This window comes from Blautia sp. MSK.18.38, assembly GCF_024460535.1.
GTDB lineage: Bacteria > Bacillota > Clostridia > Lachnospirales > Lachnospiraceae > Blautia_A > Blautia_A fusiformis.
Genome location: NZ_JANFYP010000009.1, coordinates 98,472 through 125,452 on the forward strand (window position 1 = coordinate 98,472; position 26,981 = coordinate 125,452).

Annotated in this window: 26 protein-coding genes; 25 read left to right on the top strand and 1 reads right to left on the bottom strand. The window is 44.9% G+C overall.

The features are described from left to right. Positions 1–4 precede the first annotated feature (4 nt). The 17 genes from NE638_RS07635 to rpsA all read left to right on the top strand — a co-directional run bounded on the left by NE638_RS07635 (position 5) and on the right by rpsA (position 18,160). Positions 5–2,026 carry a GGDEF domain-containing protein gene (locus NE638_RS07635; RefSeq protein WP_173745979.1) on the top strand — a complete coding sequence of 674 codons (2,022 nt, stop codon included), beginning with the start codon at positions 5–7 and terminating at the stop codon, positions 2,024–2,026. A gap of 108 nt (positions 2,027–2,134) precedes the next feature. After that, on the top strand, positions 2,135–3,322 hold the full coding sequence (locus tag NE638_RS07640; RefSeq protein ID WP_118608836.1) for a D-alanyl-D-alanine carboxypeptidase family protein: 1,188 nt from the start codon (positions 2,135–2,137) through the stop codon (positions 3,320–3,322). An 87-nt stretch (positions 3,323–3,409) separates the two neighbouring features. Beyond that, the gene (locus tag NE638_RS07645) at positions 3,410–4,444 is read left to right on the top strand and encodes a molybdopterin-binding protein (protein WP_059085665.1); all 1,035 of its coding nucleotides are present in this window, start codon (positions 3,410–3,412) and stop codon (positions 4,442–4,444) included. 1 nt (position 4,445) lies between these two features. Then, complete coding sequence (locus tag NE638_RS07650) at positions 4,446–5,252, top strand: metallophosphoesterase (protein WP_059085666.1); 807 nt, start codon at positions 4,446–4,448, stop codon at positions 5,250–5,252. A 9-nt stretch (positions 5,253–5,261) separates the two neighbouring features. Next, the gene (locus tag NE638_RS07655; RefSeq protein WP_059085667.1) at positions 5,262–6,047 is read left to right on the top strand and encodes a segregation and condensation protein A; all 786 of its coding nucleotides are present in this window, start codon (positions 5,262–5,264) and stop codon (positions 6,045–6,047) included. Between the two features lie 23 nt (positions 6,048–6,070). Beyond that, positions 6,071–6,640 (top strand): SMC-Scp complex subunit ScpB, encoded by a 570-nt coding sequence (gene scpB / locus NE638_RS07660; protein ID WP_022426764.1) that lies wholly within the window; start codon positions 6,071–6,073, stop codon positions 6,638–6,640. Positions 6,641–6,712: 72 nt separating this feature from the next. Further along, the gene (locus NE638_RS07665; protein ID WP_059085668.1) at positions 6,713–7,510 is read left to right on the top strand and encodes a zinc dependent phospholipase C family protein; all 798 of its coding nucleotides are present in this window, start codon (positions 6,713–6,715) and stop codon (positions 7,508–7,510) included. 112 nt (positions 7,511–7,622) lie between these two features. Next, positions 7,623–8,846 (top strand): D-alanyl-D-alanine carboxypeptidase family protein, encoded by a 1,224-nt coding sequence (locus tag NE638_RS07670; protein WP_173745980.1) that lies wholly within the window; start codon positions 7,623–7,625, stop codon positions 8,844–8,846. 141 nt (positions 8,847–8,987) lie between these two features. Continuing rightward, complete coding sequence (locus tag NE638_RS07675) at positions 8,988–10,424, top strand: acyl-CoA carboxylase subunit beta (protein ID WP_173745981.1); 1,437 nt, start codon at positions 8,988–8,990, stop codon at positions 10,422–10,424. A 13-nt stretch (positions 10,425–10,437) separates the two neighbouring features. Beyond that, a complete protein-coding gene (locus tag NE638_RS07680) occupies positions 10,438–11,199 on the top strand; it encodes an OadG family transporter subunit (protein ID WP_173745982.1) in 762 nt (253 codons plus the stop codon). A 23-nt stretch (positions 11,200–11,222) separates the two neighbouring features. Beyond that, positions 11,223–11,603, top strand: a complete 381-nt coding sequence (locus NE638_RS07685; protein WP_015524870.1) for a biotin/lipoyl-containing protein — start codon at positions 11,223–11,225, stop codon at positions 11,601–11,603. 15 nt (positions 11,604–11,618) lie between these two features. Continuing rightward, complete coding sequence (locus NE638_RS07690) at positions 11,619–12,767, top strand: sodium ion-translocating decarboxylase subunit beta (RefSeq protein ID WP_015524871.1); 1,149 nt, start codon at positions 11,619–11,621, stop codon at positions 12,765–12,767. 36 nt (positions 12,768–12,803) lie between these two features. Next, entirely contained in the window at positions 12,804–14,216 is a 1,413-nt protein-coding gene (locus tag NE638_RS07695) for an oxaloacetate decarboxylase subunit alpha (RefSeq protein ID WP_015524872.1), read from the top strand. Positions 14,217–14,319: 103 nt separating this feature from the next. Continuing rightward, positions 14,320–15,549 carry an NAD(P)/FAD-dependent oxidoreductase gene (locus NE638_RS07700; RefSeq protein ID WP_173745983.1) on the top strand — a complete coding sequence of 410 codons (1,230 nt, stop codon included), beginning with the start codon at positions 14,320–14,322 and terminating at the stop codon, positions 15,547–15,549. Positions 15,550–15,574: 25 nt separating this feature from the next. Next, positions 15,575–16,240 (top strand): (d)CMP kinase, encoded by a 666-nt coding sequence (gene cmk / locus NE638_RS07705; protein WP_173745984.1) that lies wholly within the window; start codon positions 15,575–15,577, stop codon positions 16,238–16,240. Continuing rightward, positions 16,237–17,103, top strand: a complete 867-nt coding sequence (ispH, locus tag NE638_RS07710) for a 4-hydroxy-3-methylbut-2-enyl diphosphate reductase (protein ID WP_138277486.1) — start codon at positions 16,237–16,239, stop codon at positions 17,101–17,103. Before cmk ends, ispH begins: the two co-directional genes overlap by 4 nt. Further along, on the top strand, positions 17,084–18,160 hold the full coding sequence (gene rpsA, locus NE638_RS07715; RefSeq protein ID WP_015524876.1) for a 30S ribosomal protein S1: 1,077 nt from the start codon (positions 17,084–17,086) through the stop codon (positions 18,158–18,160). The genes ispH and rpsA overlap by 20 nt, the downstream gene beginning before the upstream one ends. A 102-nt stretch (positions 18,161–18,262) precedes the next feature. Here rpsA and NE638_RS07720 read toward each other — a convergent pair whose 3' ends face one another. Continuing rightward, a complete protein-coding gene (locus tag NE638_RS07720) occupies positions 18,263–19,282 on the bottom strand; it encodes a ribonuclease H-like domain-containing protein (RefSeq protein ID WP_173745985.1) in 1,020 nt (339 codons plus the stop codon). A gap of 478 nt (positions 19,283–19,760) precedes the next feature. On the opposite strand from NE638_RS07720, the gene rsxC reads away from it, so the two are divergent. From rsxC to ruvA, 8 genes are all read left to right on the top strand, one after another. Continuing rightward, entirely contained in the window at positions 19,761–21,086 is a 1,326-nt protein-coding gene (gene rsxC, locus NE638_RS07725; protein WP_021650509.1) for an electron transport complex subunit RsxC, read from the top strand. A gap of 14 nt (positions 21,087–21,100) precedes the next feature. Further along, positions 21,101–22,078, top strand: coding sequence for an RnfABCDGE type electron transport complex subunit D (locus NE638_RS07730; RefSeq protein ID WP_021650508.1), 978 nt, complete (start codon positions 21,101–21,103; stop codon positions 22,076–22,078). Continuing rightward, positions 22,078–22,656, top strand: a complete 579-nt coding sequence (locus tag NE638_RS07735) for an RnfABCDGE type electron transport complex subunit G (RefSeq protein ID WP_015524882.1) — start codon at positions 22,078–22,080, stop codon at positions 22,654–22,656. Before NE638_RS07730 ends, NE638_RS07735 begins: the two co-directional genes overlap by 1 nt. Positions 22,657–22,670: 14 nt before the next feature. Beyond that, complete coding sequence (rsxE, locus tag NE638_RS07740; RefSeq protein WP_015524883.1) at positions 22,671–23,375, top strand: electron transport complex subunit RsxE; 705 nt, start codon at positions 22,671–22,673, stop codon at positions 23,373–23,375. 16 nt (positions 23,376–23,391) lie between these two features. Beyond that, entirely contained in the window at positions 23,392–23,967 is a 576-nt protein-coding gene (locus tag NE638_RS07745; protein WP_015524884.1) for an electron transport complex protein RnfA, read from the top strand. 13 nt (positions 23,968–23,980) lie between these two features. Next, positions 23,981–24,772, top strand: coding sequence for an RnfABCDGE type electron transport complex subunit B (locus NE638_RS07750; protein ID WP_110102321.1), 792 nt, complete (start codon positions 23,981–23,983; stop codon positions 24,770–24,772). 222 nt (positions 24,773–24,994) lie between these two features. Continuing rightward, positions 24,995–26,059, top strand: a complete 1,065-nt coding sequence (gene trpS / locus NE638_RS07755) for a tryptophan--tRNA ligase (RefSeq protein WP_015524886.1) — start codon at positions 24,995–24,997, stop codon at positions 26,057–26,059. 146 nt (positions 26,060–26,205) lie between these two features. Then, positions 26,206–26,817, top strand: a complete 612-nt coding sequence (gene ruvA / locus NE638_RS07760) for a Holliday junction branch migration protein RuvA (RefSeq protein ID WP_022426699.1) — start codon at positions 26,206–26,208, stop codon at positions 26,815–26,817. The last annotated feature ends 164 nt before the right edge of the window (positions 26,818–26,981 follow it).

Sequence of the window (26,981 nt, forward strand, 5' to 3'; positions counted from 1 at the left end):
GATGATGAAAACAGACGAAAAAAATCCCGTTTTTGATATTCGGGATACATTGGAAAAATACGCTTGCATTTATCGAAATACTACACTGAAGCTTTTTCAGTACTGTCAGGAAACGGACATATATGAACGTTTGGATGAATACCTGAGACCTGTAAAAAATATTACGGATTTTAAGACCAGTGGACAGAAATACAGCAATGTTTATAAAGACGACTGGAAGTACCTGACGGATTTTCTGATATCCCGGGAAGGCGGGACGATAGAAGTGCGGTGTATCAATAAAGACGGTAATGCGAGTCTTCTGACAGTACGGGGATTTATAGCACAGGATAAAAATACCGGATATCATTATTTCATAGGAAGCTCCAGAGATATCACCAGGGAGAAGCTGCAGGAAGAATTTCTTGAGGAACGTGCCCAGAAAGATCCTCTGACCGGAGTGTATAACCGCTTTTTCGGAAAAGAACTGATCGATGAATACCTTGCATCCAGAAATCCCTATGCAGGATGTGGGATGATGGTGCTTGATGTAGATTATTTTAAAAATGTAAATGATACTTACGGACATATGTTCGGTGATGAAGTCCTGAAACGTTTTGCGGAGCTGTTTGTGGCTTTGTTCGACATTAATGATGTGATCATGCGTCTGGGTGGCGATGAATTTGTGATCCTTTTGAAGGATATCAGCCATGCAGCGATCATGAAAAAGGCAGGAAAACTGATACGGGAAGTGCAGAAACTTAAATTTCCGGGAACCACGTATCTGGCAACCTGCAGTGTGGGGATCTGCTTTCTTCCGGAAAATGTTTCCGGATATACATATCAGCAGCTCTTTGAAAATGCAGACTGGGCACTTTACCAGGCAAAGAAAAATGGAAAAAACCGCTATGCTTTCTGTGATAATCTGAGACGTTTTGAGGATAAGACAGAGGAAAAGCAGGAATTATACGAGGGTGTTGAGATAGATGCCAGATATCTTCATAATGATATTGTTTCTACTGCATTTGAAATATTTGAAAAAATGAGCAGCTTTCAGGCAGCGATTGAACTTCTGATGAAAGTGATCGGTCTGAAATTCCGGCTTAACCGGATCACAGTCCTGCATACCAAGGTGGCAGAGCAGAAAATAAACAGGGTTTTTCAATGGGTTTCGGAAGAAGAATACAGGCTTTTGATAGATGAGATACATTTTTCAAAAAGTGATTTTATCACATTGTTTCGCCACAATGATGAATATGGTACTGTGGTGATTCAGGAGAATGATCTGGCTGAATATTCGGAACAGAGAAGAAAGAATGTGTTACAGTGCGGAGCAAAAACCGTAGTCTGTGCTGCCATGTACTGTGAGGGAAGCTATACAGGGGCCATTGCATACGTGACCTGCCAGGAAAAAAGGCTCTGGTCCAGAGAAGATCGTAAGCTATTGGGAGAAGTGACCAAGATCATTTCTGCGCATTATGCCAAGAACCAAGCATTTAACAGTGCTTATCGTAGCATTGCTGCAGAATCCGGACGGGATCAGCTTACCGGATTGTCTTCTTTTTCAAGATTTCGCGAAAATGTGGAGAAAATGCTGATCGGAGGTTACGGGCCGGGACATGCAGTGATATATACCGATTTTGAAAAATTTAAACGTATTAATGCAAAATACGGATATCGTGTGGGAGATCAGATCCTGCGGCAGTTTTCCGAGTATGTGATAAGCGTTCTAAAAACAGATATGGATGTATATTTTACCAGGGCGATCTCTGATCATTTTATCCTTTTCACTCCATGTGATATGGATGTTGATCCGGAAACATCTGTTTTAAAGACCAATCAGGAGTTCTTACGGCAGATGAAAGAGAAATATCCGGATATGGAGCTCTGTGTCCGCACTGGGATCTATCTGATCACCAGAGAATGTAACAATGCATCTGAGGCGATCGATGCAGCGAATTATGCAAGAAAATATGCTGCTGGAAATTGTGAAACAGGTGTTAAGCTGTATGACGAAGAACTGAAAAAGCAAAGCGATGCAGAGTGAAAGATATAGGAATACGGACCGGAATCTATGCTTTTTCAGAATTTCAGGAATAATCTTTCAGGAAAGCTTTTACAATAGAACAGAGATGTTTGCGGCAGGAGTGAGCTTATGAACAGAAGTGTTCCGGAAAGTCTTTTGATCTGTATTTTAGTCTTATGCCTGGCTCTGACACCCATTAGTGTCAGGGGAGAAACGGAAGATAGTGGAAAAGCACAGCAGCTGATCGAAGCGCCGGGTGCAGTCCTTATGGAAAAAGAAACCGGTACCGTGATCTATTCCAGGGATCCTGACACTCGAAGAAGCCCGGCCAGTATTACAAAGATCATGACATTGATCCTGATCTTTGATGCTATCCGTGAGGGAACCCTGCATCTGGAGGATAGCATTACCACCAGTGCTTATGCCAGATCCATGGGAGGGTCTCAGGTATTTCTGGAAGAAGGAGAAAAGCAGACTGCAGAAACCATGATCAAATGTATTGTGATCGCTTCCGGAAATGATGCCAGCGTAGCTATGGCGGAGCATGTTGCGGGAACAGAACAAGCCTTTGTGGAGAGGATGAACGAGAGGGCGAAGGATCTTGGAATGAAAAATACCCATTTTGTGGATTGCTGCGGGCTGACGGAATCACAGGAGCATTATACAACTCCCTATGACATTGCACTTATGAGCAGGGAGCTCATCAGCAGATATCCGGAAGTTCTTACATATTCATCTGTCTGGATGGAGGATATCACACACGTTACCAGAAAAGGATCCTCGAAATTTACACTGACCAACACAAATAAACTGCTGCGCAGCTATGAGGGGTGTATGGGACTTAAAACGGGCAGCACCAGTATTGCAAAATACTGTCTCAGTGCTGTGGCAGAACGAAACGGGATCACACTGATCGCCTCAGTGATGGCCGCACCGGACCCGAAAACAAGATTCCGGGATGCAGCAGCTCTTTTAAATTACGGCTTTTCTAAATGCACATTGTATCTGGATGATGCTCTGGAGCCACTGAAACCTATGAAGCTCCGCAAAGGAGTCAAAGAGCAGGTTCCGCTTGTATATAGAGGGAAATTCCGATATATCAGCACAGATGGAACGAAACCTGACAATGTTAAGAAAAAGTTGATCCTCCCCAAAGAACAAAGTGCGCCGGTGAAAAAAGGGCAGAAAGCAGGGGCACAGGAATACTATCAGGATGGGAAAAAGATCGGTAGTCTGGATATCCTGTACGGGGAAACAATAAAAAAGGCCGGATACCATGACTGGCTGGAAAGAACCTGTCAGGCATTTCTTTTGTGATGCCTGCAACATATTTTGACAAAAAGGGCAGACTGGATGTATAATACAACGGATTGAAGAAATAGCAGAACAGGGAAGGGATTTTGGATGAAAGAGATCAGAACAGAAGATGCAGTGGGACACATTCTGTGCCATGATATCACGCAGATCATAAAAGATGAGAAAAAAGGCGTTCTTTTCAAAAAGGGGCATGTAGTGAAAGAAGAGGATATACCACTGTTGCTCTCTGTAGGAAAAGAACACCTTTTTGTGTGGGAGAAAAAAACGGGGATTCTTCACGAAAATGAAGCTGCAGAGATCCTTTACAAAATCTGTGCTGGAAATTCTTCCAAAGTACATGGAACTGAGATCAAAGAAGGTAAGATCGAGGTGGTATCAAAGATCGATGGTATTCTGAAAATACGTCGTGATGCACTTGTGGCTGTGAATTCTCTGGGAGAAATGATGATTGCTTCCAGACATGGCGATTTTCCGATAAAAAAAGGTGATAAGGTTGCAGGAACCAGGATCATTCCGCTTGTGATCGAGAAAGAGAAAATGGATGCAGCAGAGAAGGCAGCAGGAAATCTTCCGATCTTTGACATTCTCCCTTACCAGCAGAAAAAAGTAGGGATCGTCACAACCGGAAGTGAGATCAAAAAAGGACTGATCCAGGATACCTTCACACCGGTACTCCGGGAAAAGCTTTCCGGGTTTCCGACAGAAGTGACAGGCCAGGTGATGCCGGGAGATGATAAGGAAGAGATCACAAAGGCAATTCTTTCTTTCGCAGATGCAGGAGCAGATCTGATCATCTGTACCGGCGGAATGAGTGTGGATCCCGATGATCGTACTCCGGGCGGGATCCGGAATACCGGAGCAAAGATCGTAACCTATGGAGCACCTGTACTTCCGGGAGCTATGCTGCTTGTGGCATATCTTGAGAGGAACGGAAGATCCATACCGGTACTTGGACTTCCGGGCTGCGTCATGTACGCAAAAAGAACGGTATTTGATCTGATCCTGCCCAGAGTAATGGCGGATGATGAGATCAAGGCAGAGGAGATCGCCAGGCTGGGAGAGGGCGGACTTTGTCTGAACTGTCCGGTTTGTACTTTCCCAAACTGCGGATTTGGAAAATAATATGAAAAAATTCAGAATCAAACAATATGAGATCCATATGGACAAGATCCATGCTCCACAGGGCGTGCGGATGATCCTTCTTGCGGATCTTCACGGAATATCCTACGGAAAAGACAATATACGGCTGACAGAGACGATCCGAAAGCTTGCTCCGGACGTGATACTTTCTGCCGGCGACATGGCTGTACGTACAGAAACGGATACTCTGGTAACTGCATGTAAGCTGCTGACAGAGCTTGCAGGGGATTTTCCCGTGTATTATGCACTTGGTAATCATGAATATAAAATGTTCCTTTCCGAAGAATATCGGCCATATTATGCGAAATATGAAAAGGCACTGAAAAAAGCTGGTGTGCATATTTTAAGGAACGGACATGAAGCTATGGTCCTGAAGGGAGAGCGTTTCTGTTTCTGGGGCCTGGAGCTTCCCATCGAATATTATCACAAGCCGAGATCACCGAAGCTGAAAAAAGAAGTGATGGAAGAACTGATCGGAAAACCTGAAGATAAAGGGATGCAGATCCTGCTGGCACATAATCCAAAATACGGAAAAACCTATTTTGAATGGGGCGCGGATCTGATCCTGTCCGGACACTATCACGGAGGCGTTGTCCGCCTCAGTGAACATTACGGCCTTTCATCTCCTCAATATCTGTTCCTTCCACCGTTTTGCTGTGGAGACTTTCACAAAGGGGATCAGCATATGATCGTCAGTGCTGGACTTGGAGAACATACCATCCCCCTTCGGATCCATAATCCAAGGGAACTGCTGGTGATCGATATAAAACCTTCCGAAAAAATGAAATGAGGAAACCCTATGGCATTATCTGTTAAGCTGAATGTATTTGAAGGCCCTCTGGATCTTCTGCTTCACCTGATCGACAAAAACAAGATCGATATCTATGATATTCCTATTGTGGAGATCACAGATCAGTATATGGAATATCTGCATTCCATGGAAAAAGAAGATCTGGGGATCATGAGTGAATTTCTTGTCATGGCAGCCACTCTTCTGGATATCAAATGTAAAATGCTTCTTCCGAAAGAAGTGAATGAGGAAGGAGAAGAGGAGGACCCCAGAGCAGAGCTTGTGCAGAAGCTGCTGGAATATAAAATGTACAAATATATGTCCTATGAATTACGGGACAGGCTTGGAGATGCGGCAGGGGTTTATTACCGAAAACAGGATCTTCCGGAAGAAGTGCTGCAGTATACTCCACCGTCTGATCCCCAGGAACTTCTCCGGGGTCTGACACTGGAGCGGATGAGTGCGATCTATCAGGCTTTGATCCGCAGACAGGAAAATAAGATCGACCCAATCCGAAGTAAATTCGGAAGGATCGAAAAAGAGGAAATATCACTTTCCGATAAATTGCTGGAAATGAAGGAATATGCAAAAACTCACCGAAAATTCAGCTTTCGCAGGCTGATGGAAAACCAGCATTCCAAAATACAGCTGATCGTGACATTTCTGGCAATTCTGGAATTGATGAAAATGGGACATGTTCATGCAGAACAGGAAGATCTTTTTGATGATATTCATGTGGAAGTTATCACGGATCCGGACACATGGAAGAATCTGACAGAGTTCGCAGATGAATAATATAGTAGGAATGAGGACAATAAGTGGAAATCAAACGAATTGAAGGAGAAATCGAAGCCATCCTGTTTGCAATGGGAGAAGCAGTGGAATTACCCCGTATTGCCAGAGCGATCCGTCAGGATCCGACAACAACGGAAAATATCATCCGAAATATGATGATCCGTTATCAGGAAGAAGAGCGGGGGATCCAGATCATAGAGCTCGAAAACTCCTTTCAGCTTTGTACAAAAAAAGAATACTATGATTCTCTTATCCGGATCGCAGCGCAGCCAAAGAAACCCACGCTGACAGACGTTATGCTTGAAACCCTTTCGATCATTGCCTACAAACAGCCCGTTACAAAAGCAGAGATCGAAAAGATCCGAGGGGTAAAATGTGATCATGCCATCAATAAGCTGATGGATTATGATCTGGTGAGAGAACTTGGACGTCTGGATGCTCCGGGTCGCCCGATCCTCCTGGGAACCACTGAAGAATTTCTGCGCTGCTTTGGTGTCCAGGGGCTGGAAGACCTTCCGGAAATGGATCCGGTCCAGCTGGAGGATTTCAAGGCGGAAGCAGAGGAAGAGATCCAGCTGAAGCTGGACGTATAACAAATAACACGGACAGATGCCGGTTTACGGGACCTGCCGGACAGATCAGAAAACAGAAGAGGAGTGACGAAAATGCCCACAACATACGCACATGATCTTTTTGGAAAAAGGGTTTACCGGAAACTTTCCGCAAAATTACAGCATCTGATCCGAAGCAACGGAAATCTGTACCGGATCGGACAGCATGGTCCGGATATCCTGTTTTATTATTTTATATCCAAAAATCCGGTGACACAGTACGGAGTGCAGATGCATGGAAGGAAAGCAAGAGAATTCTTTGAAAAGGGCATGGCGAAGGTCCGGGAGGAAAAAAATCCTGCACTGATGGCTTATCTGCTGGGGTTCGGATGTCATTATATCCTGGATTCTACCTGTCATCCTTACGTCAATCAGGTAGCTGCCGAGGGGAAAGTCTCACATACGCTCTTTGAGAAGGAATTTGATCGTATGCTGATGTATGAAACCGGCAAAGATCCATTGCGTTTTTATCCGTCTCATGGGATCCGTGCCAGTTTTCTCAGTGCATGGACGATCCACCAGGTATTGCCGGCGATCCGTACCTGGAACATTTATCTGTCATTGAAAATGATGAAGATATTCACCTGTATTTTGGTATGTGATGATGGAGGAAGGAAGAGACGCCTTTCGGAACATGCCCTTTCCCCCGCAGGAAAAAAGATATCTGCGTTTATTACCGAATTTTTTATGAGCCCGGAGCCGGAGATCGACTGTAAGGAGGAGCTTCTTAAGCTGGACAGTCTGATGGAAGAGGCACTTGCCAAGGCACCGGATATGCTGGAAGAGCTTGCTGCACTGGCAGTCAGGCCAGGGCATCTTTCTGACAGATGGGACCTGACCTTTAACGGATGATCGATCCCGGCAGACAACAGATACAAGTGATATCCGGATGCTATCCCCGCATAAAATTAAATATAACAGTTACTGTAAACAGTTATATGAACCGTGTACGGGGTGATGCATTATGAGCAAACGGTGTACGGCCGCTGTCGTGCTGATGACAGCGGTCCTTATTATTTGTCAGATCTTTCCGGTAAAGGCGGCAGATGACGAAAATCTATATGCACTTTCTGCAGTTCTTATGGATGGGGAGAACGGCCGTGTGCTGTACGGAAAAGAAGCATACAAAGGACGGCCGAATGCCAGCACCACAAAGGTAATGACCTGTATTCTTGCTCTGGAGCTGGCAAAGGGAGATGATTACGTACAGGTTTCCGGGAATGCGGCATCTCAGCCACAGACACGTCTTGGCATGCGGGAAGGCCAGCAGTTTTATCTGGAGGATCTTCTCTATTCACTGATGCTGAAAAGCCATAATGATTCCGCAGTGGCCATCGCGGAACATATCGGTGGCTCCGTAGAAGGTTTTGCAGAGAAGATGAATGAAAAAGCAAAAGAGCTGGGATGTAAGGACACACATTTTGTTACACCCAATGGTCTGGATGGAGAAGATGAAGGCGGTATCCATCATACAACAGCCCGGGATCTTGCCTTGATCATGGCGTATGCAATAAAAAATGCAACATTTGTCCATATTACCCAGACTAGAGATTATACTTTCACGGATATCTCAGGAAAAAAGCATTATTCGGTACATAATACCAATGCTTTCCTGGATATGGAAACAGGAGTGATCTCCGGAAAAACAGGATTTACAGGAAATGCCGGATATTGTTATGTCTGCGCAGTCCGACAGGACGAGCGATTATTTATCGTGGCTCTTCTGGGATGCGGATGGCCCGGAAATAAAAATTATAAATGGAGCGATACTAAGAAGCTCCTTTCCTATGGCAGGGAAAATTATCAGTATGTGATGCTGCCGGAGCTTCCGCAGCTGCCTGAGATCCCGGTAACAGAAGCAGCACCGGGAAAAGAAGATCCATATCCGCAAAAGTCCGATCGTTCCGGATATCCTCCCAAACAGGTTATGCTGAAAATACACGCAGTACTTTCTGAAAAAGATCGTGAGAAAAGATATCTTCTGAAAAAAACAGAAACGATCACATGGGAAACGGAGCTTCCGGATAAGCTACCGGCACCAATACAGAAAAACCAGAAGATCGGTACACTCCATGCAAAGCTCAACGGAAAAGAACTCCTTTCCTGCCTTGCAACCGCCGATGACAAAATCGACAGAATTACCTATAAATGGTATGTGGATAAAGTATTTAAGGATTATTTCCATTAATTTAGCGACCCCTGGCATATGTCAGGGGTTAATTTTTTAACGTTCGTGACGAAAAGTATTGAATTTTCTGCAAAAAAAAGGTACAATTATACTCGGCTGAATTTTTGGTTATATTAATAAAAAAATGGAGGGCATAGTATAATGAGTAATGCGACACAAAGCGTAGCGGCTGCAAGGATCGATTCCCTGCTTGACGCCAACAGTTTTGTTGAGATCGGACAGGCTGTCACAGCCAGAGCTACAGATTTCAACATGACTGAAAAAAAAGCACCTTCAGACGGTGTGATCACCGGATATGGTGTGATTGACGGCAGTCTGGTGTATGTATACAGCCAGGATGCATCTGTACTGAACGGAACAGTTGGTGAGATGCATGCCAAAAAGATCGCCAAAATTTATGATCTCGCTCTGAAAGTTGGAGCACCTGTTATCGGTCTTGTAGACTGTGCGGGACTTCGTCTTCAGGAGGCTACCGATGCACTTGAGGCATTTGGTGAGATCTATCTGAAACAGACACTGGCATCCGGTGTTATTCCACAGATCACTGCTGTTTTCGGAACATGCGGCGGTGGAATGGCAGTTGTACCGGCTCTTACAGACTTTACATTTGTAGAGGAGAAGAAGGGCAGACTGTTTGTAAACACTCCAAATGCACTGGAAGGAAACAGAGTGGAAAAATGCGATTCAGCTTCCGCACAGTTCCAGAGTGAGGAGACAGGACTTGTTGACGGCATCGGAACAGAAGAGGAGATTCTTGGACAGATCCGTACACTGGTCAGCATGCTTCCGGAGAATAATGAAGATAATGACAGCTTCAAGGAATGCACAGATGACCTGAACAGAGTATGTGATGATATTGCAGGCTGCACAGGCGACACAGCTATTGCGCTTTCAAGAATCGCTGATAATGGTGAGTTTTTTGAAACAAAGGCAGCTTACGGCCAGGATGTCGTAACAGGCTTCCTTCGTCTGAACGGAGCTACCGTTGGCGCTGTTGCAAACAGAAGCGAATCTTACGATGCTGATGGCAATAAGACAGAGATTTCCGACGGAACTCTTTCTGCAAGAGGTGCAAGAAAAGCAGCAGACTTCGTAAAATTCTGTGATGCTTTTGAGATTCCGGTACTTACTCTTACTAATGTAACAGGATTTAAAGCTACACTCTGCAATGAGAAGATGATGGCTAAATCTGTAGGTGAGATGGTACATGCTTTTGCATCTGCGACTGTACCGAAGGTAAATGTTGTAATTGGTAAAGCATACGGAACTGCATACGTTGCCATGAACAGCAAATCTGTCGGAGCAGATATGGTTTATGCATGGGATACAGCTGAGATCGGTATGATGGATGCTTCCCTTGCAGCAAAGATCATGTATGAGGGAGCTGACGCTTCTACACTGAATGAGAAGGCAACTGAGTACAAAGAACTCCAGAACGGTATCGCATCTGCAGCAGCAAGAGGATATGTGGATACTGTGATCAAAGCAGAAGATACAAGAAAATATGTAATCGGTGCTTTTGAGATGCTGTTCACAAAAAGGGAAGACCGTCCATCCAAAAAGCATGGAACAGTCTAAGTGAGGTGAGCGTATGAGACAGTTTTATAAAAAGATCTCTTCTGTCTGCATGGCACTTCTTTGCGTAGCTGCACTTCTGATCGGATGCACAGCTACTGCATGGGCTGCTGATGAGATTGACGATTCTGTAAAGAGTCAGCTTGTCACAACAACCAAGGGCCTGACGGATGCGATCATCGCAATGTCCGAGGATGATATCCAGGGATATCTGGAATCAGAGGATGCTTTCACACAGAGTGCTGCAAGTGCATGGGACGGCTCCAGAGAAGAGCTTGGTGAGAAAAAAGGTGATATTGATGAGAAAGATATCACAGTGGAGTATTCCGATGATCAGTATACCGTTGTTGTTCCGGTATCCTTCGAGAAAAACAAAGCGAATTTCACTTATGTATTTGATAAATCAGGAACCCCGACTTCTCTTACAGTTGATGTGAATTATACACTGGCACAGAACATGGAGAAGGCAGCGATGAATACAGTGATGGGTCTCGGAACAGTATTTGTGATCCTGGTATTCCTGATCTTCGTGATCTCTCTTTTCAAATATATTCCCGGACTTGTGGAAGGAAAGAAAAAAGAGAGCAAACCGGCTCCGGCAGCCGCAGCACCGGCTCCGGTTGCAGCACCAGTTGCTGAGCCTGCTGTTGAGAATGTGACAGATGATGGTGAGCTTATTGCCGTGATCGCTGCAGCTATCGCTGCTTCTGAAGGCAAAACAAGCACAGACGGATTCGTAGTACGTTCCATCCGCAAAGTCAACCGCAGAAAAAGATAATCATTATTTAGGAGGATTTTAAAATGAAGAGTTATACAATTACTGTTAACGGAACAGCATATGAAGTTACTGTAGAAGAGAACGGAAACGCAGCAGCTCCAGTTGCAGCAGCACCAAAAGCAGCAGCTCCGGCTCCTAAGGCAGCTCCGGCAGCAGCTCCTAAGGCAGCAGCTCCGGCAGCAGGCGCAGGTTCTGTTAAAGTTTCCGCAGCCGTTCCTGGAAAAGTTGTAAAAATCGTTGCATCTGTTGGACAGAGCGTAAAAGCTGGTGACAGCGTAGTGATCGTTGAGTCCATGAAGATGGAGATCCCGGTTGTTGCTCCTCAGGACGGAACAATCGCCAGCATCGATGTTGCAGAGGGTGCTGCCGTTGAAAATGGAGATACTCTTGCAACAATGAACTAAACAGGAGGTAGACAAATGTCTTATGTAACAAATACCCTGTCAAACCTGATCCATCAGACAGCATTTTTCAACCTTACCTGGGGAAACTACCTGATGATCGCAGTGGCATGTGTGTTCTTATATCTTGCCATTAAACATGGTTTTGAGCCGCTGCTGTTGGTTCCGATCGCTTTTGGTATGCTTCTGGTAAATATTTATCCGGACATTATGCTGAGCATTGAGGATTCATCCAATGGCGTTGGCGGACTTCTTCATTATTTTTACTTAATGGATGAGTGGAGTATTCTTCCTTCACTGATCTTCCTGGGTGTCGGTGCGATGACAGACTTCGGTCCGCTGATCGCAAACCCGATCAGCTTCCTGATGGGAGCAGCTGCACAGCTTGGTATTTACCTTGCATACTTCCTTGCAATTTTCCTTGGATTTAATGGTAAAGCAGCAGCAGCGATCTCTATCATTGGTGGTGCTGACGGCCCGACTTCCATTTTCCTTGCAGGTAAGCTTGGACAGTCTTCTCTTATGGGACCGATCGCAGTGGCAGCATATTCCTATATGTCCCTGGTACCGATCATCCAGCCTCCGATCATGAAGGCATTCACAACAGAGAAAGAGCGTAAGATCAAAATGGCGCAGCTCCGTCCTGTTACAAAACTTGAGAAGATCCTTTTCCCGATCGTTATCACAATCGTTGTTTGCCTGATCCTTCCGACAACAGCTCCCCTTGTTGGTATGCTGATGCTCGGAAACCTGTTCCGTGAGTCCGGAGTTGTTAAACAGCTTTCTGAAACAGCTTCCAACGCTCTTATGTACATCGTAGTAATCCTTCTCGGAACATCTGTAGGTGCTTCCACAAGTGCTGAGGCGTTCCTGAACGTAGATACACTGAAGATCGTAGTTCTTGGTCTTGTTGCCTTTGCCTGCGGTACTTTTGGTGGTGTTATGCTTGGTAAGCTTCTCTGCAAGGTTACTCACGGAAAGATCAATCCTCTGATCGGATCAGCCGGTGTTTCTGCCGTTCCTATGGCAGCCCGTGTATCCCAGAAGGTTGGTGCTGAGGCAGATCCTACAAACTTCCTGCTGATGCATGCGATGGGACCGAACGTTGCTGGTGTTATCGGTACAGCGGTTGCTGCCGGTACATTCATGGCGATCTTTGGTGTCTAACCCATTGTCTTATAAAAATTTGTAAGGAGAATAATTATGGCAGAAATAGAGAAAAAACCTGTGAAAGTTGTGGAAACGATCCTGCGTGACGCTCATCAGTCCCTGATCGCTACACGTATGAGCACAGAGCAGATGCTTCCGATCATTGAGAAGCTTGACAAAGTCGGCTACTATGCAGTAGAGTGCTGGGGCGGTGCTACTTTCGATGCTTCCTTACGTTTCCTGAAAGAGGATCCGTGGGAAAGACTTCGTAAACTTCGTGACGGTTTCAAAAACACAAAGCTTCAGATGCTGTTCCGTGGACAGAACATCCTTGGATATCGTCCATATGCAGATGATGTAGTAGAGTATTTTGTACAGAAATCCGCAGCTAACGGTATCGATATCATCCGTATCTTTGACTGTATGAATGACCTTCGTAACCTTCAGACAGCTGTAAAAGCAGCAAACAAGGAGAAAGCACATGCACAGGTTGCAATGGCTTACACACTTGGTGATGCTTACACACTTGATTACTGGACAGATCTTGCAAAACGTATCGAGGATATGGGTGCAGATTCCATCTGTATCAAAGATATGGCAGGACTTCTTGTTCCGTACAAAGCTACAGAGCTTGTTCAGGCTCTCAAAGAGACTGTTAAGATCCCGATCGATCTTCATTCTCACTATACATCCGGTGTTGCTTCCATGACATATATGAAGGCAGTAGAGGCAGGTGTTGATATCATCGACACAGCAATGTCTCCGTTTGCTCTTGGAACATCCCAGCCGGCAACAGAGGTTATGGTTGAGACCTTCAAGGGAACACCATATGATACAGGATTTGATCAGCAGCTTCTCGCTGAGATCGCTGACTACTTCCGCCCGATGCGTGATGAGGCTCTTGATACAGGTCTTCTCAATCCGAAGAACCTTGGTGTAAACATCAAGACTCTTCTGTATCAGGTACCAGGCGGAATGCTTTCCAACCTGACATCACAGCTGAAAGAGCAGCATGCCGAGGATAAATTCTACGAAGTACTTGAGGAAGTTCCGCGTGTACGTAAAGACCTTGGTGAGCCACCGCTTGTTACACCGTCCTCTCAGATCGTTGGTACACAGGCTGTATTTAACGTGATCATGGGCGAGCGTTACAAGGTTGTCACAAAAGAGACAAAAGACGTGTTAAGTGGTAAGTATGGCGCAACAGCCAGACCGTTCAATCCGGAAGTACAGAAAAAATGTATCGGAGATATTGAACCGATCACATGCCGTCCGGCAGATCTTCTGGAGGATGAGCTTGATAAGCTTGAGAGCGAGATGGCACAGTACAAGGAGCAGGATGAGGATGTTCTCACATATGCACTGTTCCCGCAGGTTGCCATGGACTTCTTTAAATATCGCCAGGCTCAGAAGACAAAAGTTGATGAGACTGTAGCAGATACCAAGAACGGCGCATACCCGGTATAAAGCACACATAGAAATGCAGATGCATTTCAAAACAGGAAAAGGAGCTTGCTGTATGCAGGCTCCTTTGTGCATAAAAAAGATAAAAAAGGCAGGATAACAGGTAATGTCCAAAGTTGCGATCATAGGCGGCGGTGCCGCCGGAATGCTCTGCGGTGTATATGCTGCGCGCAGAGGACACCAGGTTCACATACTGGAAAAAAATGAGAAACTCGGAAAAAAGCTTTTCATCACCGGAAAGGGACGGTGCAACGTCACCAATGATTCCGATACCGAAGAACTTTTTCCGGCAGTGATGTCAAACCGCAAATTTCTTTACAGTGCTTTCTACACCTATGGAAGCAGAGATGTGATGGAATTTTTTGAGGAGGCAGGAGTGCCGCTGAAAACAGAGCGTGGAAACCGGGTTTTTCCGGTATCGGATCATTCATCAGATATTATCCGTGCGCTTGAGCGGGAACTGAAAAAAGCCGGAGCGCAGATCCATCTTCATACAGAGGTAAAGGAAGTTTGTACACAGGATGAAAAAGTTACCGGTGCATTACTTTCGGACGGTACCTTTTTTGAAGCGGATACTGTGGTAGTTGCCACAGGAGGGCTTTCCTACCCGTCCACAGGTTCCACAGGAGATGGATATCGTTTTGCTGCTGAAACGGGACATAAAGTTGTTTCCCAGTCACCATCACTGGTACCACTGGTGGCAAAAGAAGATTATGTTTCCAAACTTCAGGGCCTTTCCCTTCGGAATGTGGAGCTTACAGTAAAATCCGGCAAAAAAGTTCTCTATAAAGATTTCGGCGAGATGATGTTTACTCATTTCGGAGTGACAGGACCGCTGATCCTTTCCGCCAGTGCCCAGATCGGCAAAAAGCTGGAAAAGGAGCCTTTGGAGGCTTTCCTGGATCTGAAGCCGGCGCTTGATGCAGAACAGCTTGACGCCCGAATCCTGCGTGAATTTGATGCAAATCATAACAAGCAGTTTAAAAATGTGATCGGTGTTCTTTTTCCGTCTTCTCTGACTCCGATCATGATCGAAATTGGCGGTATCCCCGGGGAAAAACCGGTACATGAGATCTCCAGGGAAGAGCGTCAGGCTTTTGGCCGTCTGATCAAGGCTTTTCCGTTTACGATCACGGGAATGGGAGAGTTTAAGGAAGCAATCATCACAAGAGGCGGTGTGTCAGTAAAAGAGATACAGCCATCCACAATGGAATCCAAAAAAATAAAAAATCTGTATTTTACAGGTGAAGTACTGGATCTGGATGCAGTGACCGGTGGCTATAATCTTCAGATCGCATGGTCTACAGCGTATGCGGCAGCTCAGGCGATAGAATAACAGAAAAGAGGAAGGAGCAACGATTATGGGTATTAATATTGCAATTGACGGACCGGCAGGTGCAGGAAAAAGCACAATTGCAAAAAAAGTGGCAAAGGAGCTGTCCTTTATTTATGTAGATACAGGGGCAATGTATCGTGCTATGGCACTTTATCTTCTGGAAAAAGGGATCAGCGGTGACGAAAAAATCTCTGAAGCCTGTCACGATGCGGATATCTCTATCCGTTATGAGAACGGTGAGCAGCAGGTGATCCTGAACGGAAAGAATGTAACTGCGTTCCTCCGTAAGGAAGAGGTAGGAAATATGGCATCTGTAAGCTCTGCAAATCCGGAGGTGCGTGCACATCTTCTGAAGCTGCAGCGCAATCTTGCAGCCGAGAATAATGTAGTTATGGACGGAAGAGATATCGGAACCACCATTCTTCCCAATGCGGAAGTGAAGATCTTTCTGACTGCAAGTGCAAAGACCCGTGCCAGCAGACGATACCTGGAGCTTACAGAGAAGGGTGAAGCCTGCGATATGGATGAGATCCTGAAAGATATTGTTGACAGAGATGAGAGAGATATGAACCGCGCGGTTTCTCCGCTTAAAAAAGCAGAGGATGCTGTTCTTGTTGATTCATCTGAGATGGGAATTGACGAAGTGGTTGCGAGTATCCTTTCCGTATACAGAAAAAGGGTGAATGGATGAACGTAAAAGTTGCAGAAACTGCCGGCTTCTGTTTCGGCGTACAAAGAGCAGTTGACCGTGTTTATGAGCTGATCGGTTCCGATGCAGCACCGATCTACACACTGGGCCCGATCATCCATAATGAGGAGGTTGTCTCAGATCTCGAAAAAAAAGGTGTGGCTGTGATCTGTGAGAAGGATCTTGGCAGCCTGAAGGGCGGCACTGTTGTGATCCGTTCCCATGGAGTAGGCCGCAGAGTTTATAACACGATCAAAAAATATGGTCTCGGATATGTAGATGTTACCTGTCCTTTTGTGCTGAAGATCCACAAGATCGTTGAGAGAGAAAGCTCCAGAGGTGCCCATATTGTGATCATCGGTGATCCGGGCCATCCGGAAGTACAGGGGATCTGCGGATGGTGTCAGGGACCATATACAGTGATCAGAAATGCTGAGGATGCTGAGAAATTCAATATTTCTCCGGAAAAAGAAGTATGTGTAGTGTCCCAGACGACATTTAATTACAACAAATTTCAAGAATTAGTTGAAATTCTCCGCAAAAAGAGTTATGATAATAATGTTTTAAATATTTTAAATATTTTAAACACTATTTGTAATGCTACCGAAGAACGGCAGAAAGAAGCTAAAGCGATAGCCGGAGAGGTAGACACTATGCTGGTCGTAGGTGGCCGACATAGCTCCAATACTCAAAAGCTGTTTGAAATATGTAAAAAGGAATGTGGAAATACTTACTATATACAAACACCTGTAGACTTGGATTCTGAAATGTTCCAATGCAGTAGTTGTGTAGGTATTACAGCAGGGGCTTCCACCCCAAAGAAAATTATTGAGGAGGTTCAAGAACATGTCAGAGTTAAGTTTTGAACAGATGCTGGAAGATTCCGTAAAAACAATCAGAAATGGAGAGATCGTACAGGGTACCGTCATCGATGTTAAAGATGATGAGATCATCCTGAATATCGGCTATAAAGCAGACGGTATCATCACAAAGAACGAGTACACAAACGATTCAAGCGTTGTGCTTACAGACGTTGTTAAACCTGGCGATACCATGGAAGCAAAGGTTCTCAAAGTAAACGACGGAGAGGGACAGGTTACACTTACCTACAAACGTCTTGCTGCAGAGAAAGGCAACAAACGTCTTGAGGAGGCATTCGAGAACCAGGAGGTTCTGAAGGCTCCTGTAACACAGGTACTTGACGGTGGTCTTTGTGTCAATGTTGAGGAAGCAAGAGTATTCATTCCTGCAAGCCTTGTATCTGACACATATGAGAAAGATCTTTCCAAATATGCAGATCAGGAGATCGAGTTCGTTATCACAGAGTTCAACCCAAGAAGACGCCGTATCATCGGTAACCGCAAACAGCTTCTTCTTGCTGAGAAAGCTGAGAAACAGAAAGAGCTTCTTGCTAAGATCAACGTAGGCGATAAAGTTGAGGGTGTTGTTAAGAATGTTACAGATTTCGGTGCATTCATCGACCTCGGCGGAGCAGACGGACTTCTTCACATCTCTGAGATGTCCTGGGGCAGAGTAGAGAACCCGAAGAAGGTATTCAATGTAGGTGATAAAGTTACAGTTCTTATCAAAGATATCAACGGAGACAAGATCGCACTTTCCCTTAAATTCCCGGAGGAGAACCCATGGCTTACAGCTGCTGAGGACTTCGCAGTAGGAAACGTAGTAAAGGGCAAAGTTGCACGTATGACAGATTTCGGTGCATTTGTTGAGCTTGCACCTGGAGTAGATGCTCTTCTTCATGTATCTCAGATCTCCAGAGAGCACGTTGCGAAACCATCTGATGTACTTTCCATCGGTCAGGAGATCGAGGCTAAGGTTGTTGATTTCAATGGCGAAGACAGAAAGATCAGCCTCAGCATGAAAGCACTCGAGGATAATTCTGCAGAGCAGACAGAGGAGTAATTTCTCAGAAGCTGTACAGCAGTTGAATATTTTGAATTTCAGAGGCCGTCACATTTAATTGTGACGGCCTTTTTTTGATTGGAATTGCGTAACAGAGAGATATTATTTAAGAACAGAAAGATAATATGGCAGGCAGTGTTTCAGATAGGTTTTCTGTTTTAAAGGATCATGCAGAAAAGCTTCTGTTACAGGGAACCAGGTGTAACAGGTTTCCCTTTTGGCAGGTCTTCGGAGCTTTTTGTCCATGCAGGCACTTAAGGCTTTTGGTATGGCAGTGTCTTCGGAAGGGATGTAATCGTAATCCTTATAATTGGAGTAGTATTGCTTTAAACGTCCATTTTGAGACTTTACAAGAAGACGGACACAGTTATTCTGTCCAATTATGTAGATTTCTTCACTATGATTTGAAAATTTAACAGGCAGATCGTAATTAGTTTTAATGGTAAAGGCCAATTGATCGTCTTGAATTTCACAATTTAGTGCTTCGTAATCTTCATTGAAAAGAGCAAGATAGGACAGCATTGAGAAAATTTTTCCAAGTCCCAGAAGATCTTCCCGGTTATGCCCCATAACGATCTCTGACGCTTCCGGTTTCTTTCCGGAAGCGAATTGTTTGTAAAGACGGATGCAGGCACCTCCATCACAGTAGTTCCGTTCAGTGATACCGAGAAATGATTCCATAGAAGGCTGATTCATCCGTGAAAGCTTCAGAAGTCCCTTGAGCGGCTTTAGTTCCCGGTAAAGGTCCAGAGAAGGCAGCTTTGCAAAAGGGGAAGGCAGTCCGTGGATCTGATATCGTGCATCCAGATAAGGCTGGTCAAAGCTGTCACCGTTATATTGGATCGTACATGAAAAATTCTGAAGGAATTCAGAAAATGTTTTCAGAAGTTCAGGTTCTTCCTCTTCGTTTTCAATCATCCACTGGTACATCTGCCAGTTGTTTTCTTCGTAGGCTACAGCACCGATCAGATACAGAAAAGTGGAATTTCGTGATAGTCCTGTAGTTTCAATATCATAGAAAAGCGGTACAAAACGCTCTGAAAATCCATGATTTTTAGTCAATTTTTTAACAGTCTTAAAGTCTGGAAACCCTTGTAAAATCGGCATTTTTTTAACGATCATGTTAATTTTCTCCTTTATGGATTGTATCTGATTATACACAAAAAAATTGCTTTTCAATAGTGCAATTTAAAGTGAAATGAGTTATAGTTATTAGTAGAGTTGATGATAAAAAACAGGAAATGGTACTGGATTTATGTAGGGATTGACAGTGAAAAAATGACTATTATCGCTTCATAAATTAGTTATTCATTTACAGCTTTTTATGAGCTGGTGAATATCTTCTACTGAAGTATATCACAGGATCGTGTCTGGATTCAATCTTTCATACATATCCTGCTCAAAGCAGAAGCTACTTTGTTACTGTTCGCTGGTAATGTTTCGCGAAATGATTTATGGGAGCGAAATAGATCTTGTTTGTCTTGGATGAAATAAGAAAAGGAAAATCAGAAACACAGAATCAACTTTAAAAAAGAGTATATGCGCAACGCAGAAATACCATGTACATGTACTTGCAAAAATAAAGGAGGAGATGAGATCTATGGCATTTTTAACCTTCAGGGGTGGTATCCATCCTTATGACGGCAAAGATTTGTCAAAAAACTGTCCTGTCGAGAAGTATCTGCCGAAGGGAGATCTGGCAATTCTTGTTTCTCAGCACATCGGAGCTCCGGCCAAGCCGATCGTAAAAAAAGGTGATCATGTGCTTGCAGGACAGAAAATCGCAGAAGCAGGAGGATTTGTTTCCGCACCGATACACTCGTCTGTATCAGGAACCGTAAAGGGAATCGAGAAACGTCTGACCGCAGTAGGCGCCATGGGTGATGCGATCATCATTGAGAATGACGGTCTGTACGAATCTGTGGAATATGCACCTGCAAAGCTTTCGGATCTTTCCAAGGAGGATATCCTGAAAAGGATTCAGGAAGGCGGAGTTGTTGGTCAGGGTGGTGCAGGTTTCCCGACACATGTAAAGCTCTCACCAAAGGAACCCGACAAGATCGATCATATCCTGGTCAACGGTGCGGAATGTGAGCCTTATATCACCAGTGACTACCGAAGGATGATGGAAGAACCGGAAAGTATTGTTGGTGGTCTGGAAGTAATCCTGAAAGCTTTCCCGAAGGCAGTGGGATGTATCTGCATCGAGGATAACAAACCGGATTGTATTGCCAGGATGAAAGAAGCCATCAAAGGCAAAGAGCGTATGGAAGTAAAAGAGCTTAAGACCAAATACCCTCAGGGTGGTGAGCGTACACTGATCTATGCGGTAACAGGCAGAGAGATCAATTCCACTATGCTTCCGGCAGACGTAGGATGCGTGGTTGATAACGTAGAGACTGTTACTTCTGTTTATAAGGCAGTGATCCTCGGACAGCCGGTCATCAGCCGTAATGTAACGGTTACCGGAGACGGAATCCGCACACCGAAGAACTTTTCCGTTCTTACAGGCACAGATCTGTCTGAACTGGTAGATGCTGCAGGCGGACTGAAGGAAAAGATCGCAAAAGCAATCTCCGGCGGACCGATGATGGGATTTGCGCTGTATGATCTTCATATTCCATGTACGAAGACAACTTCTTCCCTGCTTTTCCTGGAGCGTGACGCAGTTTCCGAGGCGAAGCAGATCCAGACTGCATGTATCAATTGCGGACGTTGTGTAAGCGTCTGTCCGGGCCATGTGGTTCCGGCCCGCCTTGCAACTCTTGCAGAACACGGTGATATGGCAGGCTTCGAAAAAATGGATGGTATGGAATGCTGCGAGTGCGGCTGCTGCAGTTACATCTGTCCGGCCAAACGACCTCTGACTCAGAGTATTAAATCTATGAGAAAAATGGTTCTTGCAGAGCGCAAGAAAAAGAAATAGGGGGAGGAATAACAATGGAACAAATGTATAACGTATCATCTAATCCCCATATCAGGGATAAAATGACCACCAGCCGTATTATGCAGCTGGTAGTGATCGCACTTCTGCCGACAACACTTTTCGGTATCTGGAACTTTGGAGTGCATGCACTCCTTGTAGTGCTGGCGACGGTTGCATCCAGTGTGTTTTTTGAATGGCTGTATGACCGACTGATGCATAAAAAGAATACAACTACTGATTTCAGTGCAGTTGTAACAGGACTTCTGCTTGCACTGAACATGCCGCCCCAGATCCCGATCTGGATGCCGATCCTTGGCAGTGCTTTTGCGATCATTGTTGTAAAACAGCTGTTCGGTGGACTTGGACAGAACTTTATGAACCCGGCTCTTGCAGGAAGATGTTTCCTTATGATCTCTTTTGCCGGAAAAATGACTAACTTTGCAGTTTCCAAAAGCTCCCATGCTGTTGTAGATGCGGTTACACAGGCAACACCTCTGGCAGCGCTTAAAAGCCAGGGATTCATTGAGGGGACTTCTATTCCTGTAAAGAATCTCTTCCTTGGTAATATCCAGGGTACCATCGGTGAGACTTCTGCCCTGGCGATCCTCATCGGTGCAGTGATCCTTCTCGCATTTAAGATCATCGATCTGAAGGTACCTCTTACATATATTGGAAGTTTTGCAGTATTTGTCATTTTCTATATGTTGGGAACAGGCAAAGGCTTTGACGTAAACTATCTTTTCAGTCATATCTTTGGAGGCGGTCTGATGCTTGGTGCCTGGTTTATGGCAACCGATTATGTGACGACTCCGATCACTCCGAAAGGTCAGCTGGTATATGGCTGCTGCCTCGGTATCGTGACAGCGGTATTCCGTCTCTTTGGTGGTTCCGCAGAGGGCGTTTCCTATGCGATCATTTTCTGCAATCTTCTGGTTCCGCTTATTGAAAAAGTAACAAAACCGGTTGCTTTTGGAAAAGGAGGCAAGAAATAATGGGTAAGATTATCAGAAATACATTGATCCTTACGATCATTACAGTAGTTGCCGGCCTTGGCCTTGGACTGGTTTACGAAGTTACCAAAGAACCCATTGCAAGAACCGAGGAACAGGCAAAAAAAGAAGCATGGCAGACTGTATTCAGTGATGTAAGCCTGGAAGATTTTAAAGCTGTAGATGTAGACAAGGAAGCAGCAGATAAAACAGTTGCAGATCTTGGAATCAAAGCAACCGTAGATGAAGTCTGTGAAGCAGCAGATGAAGGCTATGTGGTAACTGTAACCGATAAAGAGGGTTACGGCGGTGATATCCAGATCACAGTTGGTGTAACAAAAGACGGTACCGTCAGCGGCGTTTCCATTCTTTCCATCAGTGAGACTGCCGGACTTGGAATGCGTGCTACAGAAGCGAAGTTCCAGGAACAGTATGTTGGAAAGAATACCGATAAATTCTATGTATCCAAGGACGGCGGCGAAGGTGAGCCTATTGATGCTATCAGTGGTGCGACCATCACATCCAGAGCTTTTACCGGTGCAGTCAATACAGCTATCGGCTATTGCAAAAACGCATTTTAGGAGGGTAGTTGAATATGAATAATTGTGGTGAAAGATTAAAAAACGGCATTATAACCGAAAATCCGATTTTCGTCCTGATGCTTGGTATGTGTCCTACCCTTGCGGTAACGACTTCTGCGATCAATGGTATTGGTATGGGACTTTCCACAACCGTAGTTCTGGTTATGTCAAACATGCTCATCTCCATGTTGCGTAAGGTTATCCCGGATTCTGTCAGAATGCCGGCCTTTATCGTAGTTGTAGCATCGTTTGTAACTATCGTACAGTTTCTGATGGAGGGCTTTACTCCTTCTCTTTATGAGTCACTTGGAATTTACATTCCACTGATCGTTGTTAACTGTATCATTCTGGGACGTGCAGAGAGTTATGCTTCCAAGAACCCTGTCCTTCCGTCTATCTTTGACGGACTTGGAATGGGTCTTGGCTTTACAGTGGGCCTGGTTGCCATTGGTCTTGTAAGAGAGATCCTTGGTTCCGGAAAGGCTTTCGGAGCACAGATCATTCCGGTTGCTGATGCAGCTACCGGTGCTGCCGGCTATACCCCGATCACTATCTTTATCCTTGCACCTGGAGCATTTCTGGTTCTTGCCGGACTTGCAGCGATCCAGAACAAAGTAAAGATCAACATGGCAAAGAAGGGCAAAGATGTTTCCAAGATCCAGTCCGGCTGTGGCTCCAATTGTGCGACCTGCGGCGGATGTCCTTCCGACAAAGAATAAAAAGGGGGAATAGAAAATGGCAAGCTTGATGTTGATCGCAATTGGTTCTGCGCTTTGCAGTAACGTTGTATTGAGTCAGTTCCTGGGAATCTGTTCTTTCCTTGGAGTTTCCAAGAAAACAGAAACCGCAGCCGGCATGGGTGGTGCGGTTGTATTCGTTATTACTATTGCATCTTTTGTTGCAGGACTGCTTTATAAATTCATCCTGGTACCGACCCATTTTGAGTATCTGAAAACGATTGTATTTATCCTGGTTATCGCGGCACTGGTACAGATCGTAGAAATGTTTCTCAAGAAATTTGTACCATCCCTTTACAAGGCACTTGGTGTATACCTCCCTCTGATCACAACAAACTGTGCAGTTCTTGGTGTAGCACTGAACAATGTTAAATATGAATACAGCATTCTTGAAAGTGTTGTCAACGGATTTGCCACAGGTGTAGGTTACCTGATCGCAATTGTATTACTTGCGGGAATCCGTGAAAAAATGGAATACAACGATATTCCGGAATCCTTCCAGGGTATGCCGATCGTTCTGCTTACGGCAGCACTGATGGCTATTGCATTCTTTGGATTCTCCGGAATCGTATAGGAGGAAGAAGAGCATGAGTATAACAGGAATTATTATGGCTGCAGTCATTGTCGGCGGTACTGGTTTATTCATTGGTATCTTCCTCGGACTTGCAGACAAGAAATTAACCGTTAAGGTAGATGAAAAGGAAGAAGCCATTCTCGGCGTTCTTCCAGGAAATAACTGTGGTGGTTGTGGATATCCGGGATGTTCCGGACTCGCTGCCGCAATTGCAAAGGGAGAAGCTCCTGTAGATCAGTGTCCGGTTGGCGGTGCTCCTGTTGCAGCCAAGATTGGCGCGATCATGGGACAGGAAGTAAAAGAAACCGCACGTCAGGTTGCTTTTGTAAAATGTGCGGGAACCTGTGATAAGACGACTGTGAAATATGAGTACACAGGTGTGGAAGACTGCGAGATGATGGCTTTCATCCCTGGCAGCGGTGCAAAAAACTGTACATTTGGATGTATGGGCTTCGGAAGCTGTGTAAAGGCATGTCCATTTGATGCGATCCATATAGTGAATGGTATTGCGGTCGTAGATCAGGAAGCATGTAAAGCCTGTGGCAAATGTGTTGCCAAATGTCCGCGTCACCTGATCGAGCTGGTACCATATGACAAACAGACACGTGTAGCCTGCAGCTCCCACGCAAAAGGTAAGGCAGTTACAGTTGCCTGCGAGCTTGGCTGTATCGGCTGTAAAAAATGTGAGAAGAATTGTCCGTCCGAGGCGATCACAGTTACCGATTTCTGTGCACACATCGATTACGATAAGTGTACAGGCTGCGGTAAATGTAAGGAAGTTTGCCCAAGACATGTGATTCTGTAAAACAAAAAGGACTGCCTGTCACAGAAGTTTTCCGAGTGACGTGGCAGTTCTTTTTTGGAATAAAGCATGTTGTGCCCGATAATGCATAAATAAATACGTACAAGCTTTTGGTTATATTTCGATGAAAAATTGCAGTTTCCGGTTAAAAATATTTGACCGGTGAATTTCAAGGGGCTATAATAGGATATAAATATTCAGTATACTTCAAGGAGAACGAAATTCATGAGTAAGATTATTTTAACTGGCGACCGTCCGACGGGGCGCCTTCATGTAGGTCATTATGTTGGATCTCTGGCAGAGCGTGTGAAGCTGCAGAATTCCGGCTTATATGATGAGATTTATATTATGATCGCAGATGCCCAGGCACTTACAGATAATGCAGAGCATCCGGAGAAAGTACGTCATAACATTCTTCAGGTTGCTCTGGACTATCTGGCATGCGGGCTTGATCCGGAGAAATCCAATATTTTTATTCAGTCCATGGTTCCGGAGCTGACAGAACTTACCTTTTATTATATGAATCTGGTTACGGTAGCACGAGTACAGCGTAATCCTACCGTTAAATCCGAGATTAAGATGCGTAATTTTGAAGCCAGCATCCCAGTAGGCTTTTTCTGCTATCCGATCAGTCAGGCTGCGGATATTACTGCTTTCCGCGCAACACATGTACCGGTAGGTGAAGATCAGCTTCCGATGCTTGAGCAGTGCAAGGAGATCGTCCATAAATTCAATACCGTTTATGGTGACACACTGACAGATCCGGAAATTGTTCTTTCTTCCAATAAAGCATGCTTACGTCTTCCGGGAATTGACGGAAAGGCTAAGATGAGTAAGTCTCTCGGAAACTGCATCTATCTGTCTGATGAAGAAGATGTTGTGAAGAAAAAGATCATGTCCATGTTTACAGATCCGAATCATCTTCGTGTTCAGGATCCTGGTCGTGTAGAGGGAAATCCGGTATTTATCTATCTGGATGCCTTCAGCCGCCCGGAACATTTTGCTGAATTTCTGCCAGAGTATCAGAATCTGGATGAACTTAAGGCTCACTATCAGAGAGGTGGCCTTGGTGATGTGAAAGTCAAGAAGTTCCTGAATAATGTTATGCAGGCAGAGCTTGGACCGATCCGTGAAAGAAGGAAAATGTGGGAGCAGCGAACCGAAGATGTGTTCGATATCCTGAAAGCCGGTACAGAGGTTGCCAGAGAAAAAGCTGCCGCAACGCTTCATGATGTCCGTTCTTCTATGCGGATCAATTATTTTGAGGATCAGGATTTCCTTAATCAGTGATAGAAAACAGCGAGAGGAATCACAGGCTTGTATACAGGATCAACCCGGAGATTGTATTCCGGGTTGATTTTTTTTGAAAATTATGTTACTATTGCGTTCATATGGGAAACAGATGTTCAGCTGTTTCAGGGAAGGAGCCTTGAGATTTGATTTCTTTTGTAAAAGGTACCGTAGCAGATATCGGTGAAAATTGTCTGGTTGTGGAAAATGGCGGAATTGGTTATGAGATTTATATGACAGGACAGGATCTTGGGAAAGCACGGATAGGCGATGAAAAGAAGATCCATACCTTTCTCTATGTGCGGGAGGATATTCTACAGCTATATGGTTTTTTTTCGAAGGATGATCTTGGCATGTTCAAGCTTCTGATCGGTGTCAACGGAGTCGGACCTAAAGGCGCTCTGGGTATCCTTTCCGGGATCAGTGCAGACGAGCTTCGTTTTGCAGTGCTTTCCGATGATGTAAAAACAATCTCCAAGGCCCCTGGAATCGGGAAAAAGACAGCCCAGAAAATGATCCTGGAGCTGAAAGACAAGCTGAAGCTGGAAGATGCTTTTGAGATGAAACTGGCGCATCAGCAGGAAGAAGCAGCTGAGGGAGCATCTGATCTGAGGGATAGTCGTCAGGAAGCGGTGGAGGCGCTTGTCGCATTAGGATACAGTTCTGCAGATGCCCTTCGTGCAGTACGAAAGGTACCGGAAGATGTGCCGGCAGATGATGTAGAAGCAATTCTTCGGGCTGCACTGAAAAATTTTTAACAAATGTAGCAAGAATTCTCCCACCTCTTCAGATGGTGAGATGAATTGCACATCTGAGCATATCTGCTTAAAAAAATCTCTATAGTATAAAAGAAACACTTGTTCTCCTTTCCCTGATGTAGTATACTGAAAAAGAACAATTAGTTCATAAATACATATCCGTC

What these genes read in the sequence shown, in the direction of transcription:
- NE638_RS07635 (WP_173745979.1), top strand. Translation starts at nt 5, where the DNA reads ATGAAAACAGACGAAAAAAATCCCGTTTTTGATATTCGGGATACATTG.
- NE638_RS07640 (WP_118608836.1), top strand. Translation starts at nt 2,135, where the DNA reads ATGAACAGAAGTGTTCCGGAAAGTCTTTTGATCTGTATTTTAGTCTTA.
- NE638_RS07645 (WP_059085665.1), top strand. Translation starts at nt 3,410, where the DNA reads ATGAAAGAGATCAGAACAGAAGATGCAGTGGGACACATTCTGTGCCAT.
- NE638_RS07650 (WP_059085666.1), top strand. Translation starts at nt 4,446, where the DNA reads ATGAAAAAATTCAGAATCAAACAATATGAGATCCATATGGACAAGATC.
- NE638_RS07655 (WP_059085667.1), top strand. Translation starts at nt 5,262, where the DNA reads ATGGCATTATCTGTTAAGCTGAATGTATTTGAAGGCCCTCTGGATCTT.
- NE638_RS07665 (WP_059085668.1), top strand. Translation starts at nt 6,713, where the DNA reads ATGCCCACAACATACGCACATGATCTTTTTGGAAAAAGGGTTTACCGG.
- NE638_RS07670 (WP_173745980.1), top strand. Translation starts at nt 7,623, where the DNA reads ATGAGCAAACGGTGTACGGCCGCTGTCGTGCTGATGACAGCGGTCCTT.
- NE638_RS07675 (WP_173745981.1), top strand. Translation starts at nt 8,988, where the DNA reads ATGAGTAATGCGACACAAAGCGTAGCGGCTGCAAGGATCGATTCCCTG.
- NE638_RS07680 (WP_173745982.1), top strand. Translation starts at nt 10,438, where the DNA reads ATGAGACAGTTTTATAAAAAGATCTCTTCTGTCTGCATGGCACTTCTT.
- NE638_RS07685 (WP_015524870.1), top strand. Translation starts at nt 11,223, where the DNA reads ATGAAGAGTTATACAATTACTGTTAACGGAACAGCATATGAAGTTACT.
- NE638_RS07690 (WP_015524871.1), top strand. Translation starts at nt 11,619, where the DNA reads ATGTCTTATGTAACAAATACCCTGTCAAACCTGATCCATCAGACAGCA.
- NE638_RS07695 (WP_015524872.1), top strand. Translation starts at nt 12,804, where the DNA reads ATGGCAGAAATAGAGAAAAAACCTGTGAAAGTTGTGGAAACGATCCTG.
- NE638_RS07700 (WP_173745983.1), top strand. Translation starts at nt 14,320, where the DNA reads ATGTCCAAAGTTGCGATCATAGGCGGCGGTGCCGCCGGAATGCTCTGC.
- cmk (WP_173745984.1), top strand. Translation starts at nt 15,575, where the DNA reads ATGGGTATTAATATTGCAATTGACGGACCGGCAGGTGCAGGAAAAAGC.
- ispH (WP_138277486.1), top strand. Translation starts at nt 16,237, where the DNA reads ATGAACGTAAAAGTTGCAGAAACTGCCGGCTTCTGTTTCGGCGTACAA.
- rpsA (WP_015524876.1), top strand. Translation starts at nt 17,084, where the DNA reads ATGTCAGAGTTAAGTTTTGAACAGATGCTGGAAGATTCCGTAAAAACA.
- NE638_RS07720 (WP_173745985.1), bottom strand. Translation starts at nt 19,282, where the DNA reads ATGATCGTTAAAAAAATGCCGATTTTACAAGGGTTTCCAGACTTTAAG.
- rsxC (WP_021650509.1), top strand. Translation starts at nt 19,761, where the DNA reads ATGGCATTTTTAACCTTCAGGGGTGGTATCCATCCTTATGACGGCAAA.
- NE638_RS07730 (WP_021650508.1), top strand. Translation starts at nt 21,101, where the DNA reads ATGGAACAAATGTATAACGTATCATCTAATCCCCATATCAGGGATAAA.
- NE638_RS07735 (WP_015524882.1), top strand. Translation starts at nt 22,078, where the DNA reads ATGGGTAAGATTATCAGAAATACATTGATCCTTACGATCATTACAGTA.
- rsxE (WP_015524883.1), top strand. Translation starts at nt 22,671, where the DNA reads ATGAATAATTGTGGTGAAAGATTAAAAAACGGCATTATAACCGAAAAT.
- NE638_RS07745 (WP_015524884.1), top strand. Translation starts at nt 23,392, where the DNA reads ATGGCAAGCTTGATGTTGATCGCAATTGGTTCTGCGCTTTGCAGTAAC.
- NE638_RS07750 (WP_110102321.1), top strand. Translation starts at nt 23,981, where the DNA reads ATGAGTATAACAGGAATTATTATGGCTGCAGTCATTGTCGGCGGTACT.
- trpS (WP_015524886.1), top strand. Translation starts at nt 24,995, where the DNA reads ATGAGTAAGATTATTTTAACTGGCGACCGTCCGACGGGGCGCCTTCAT.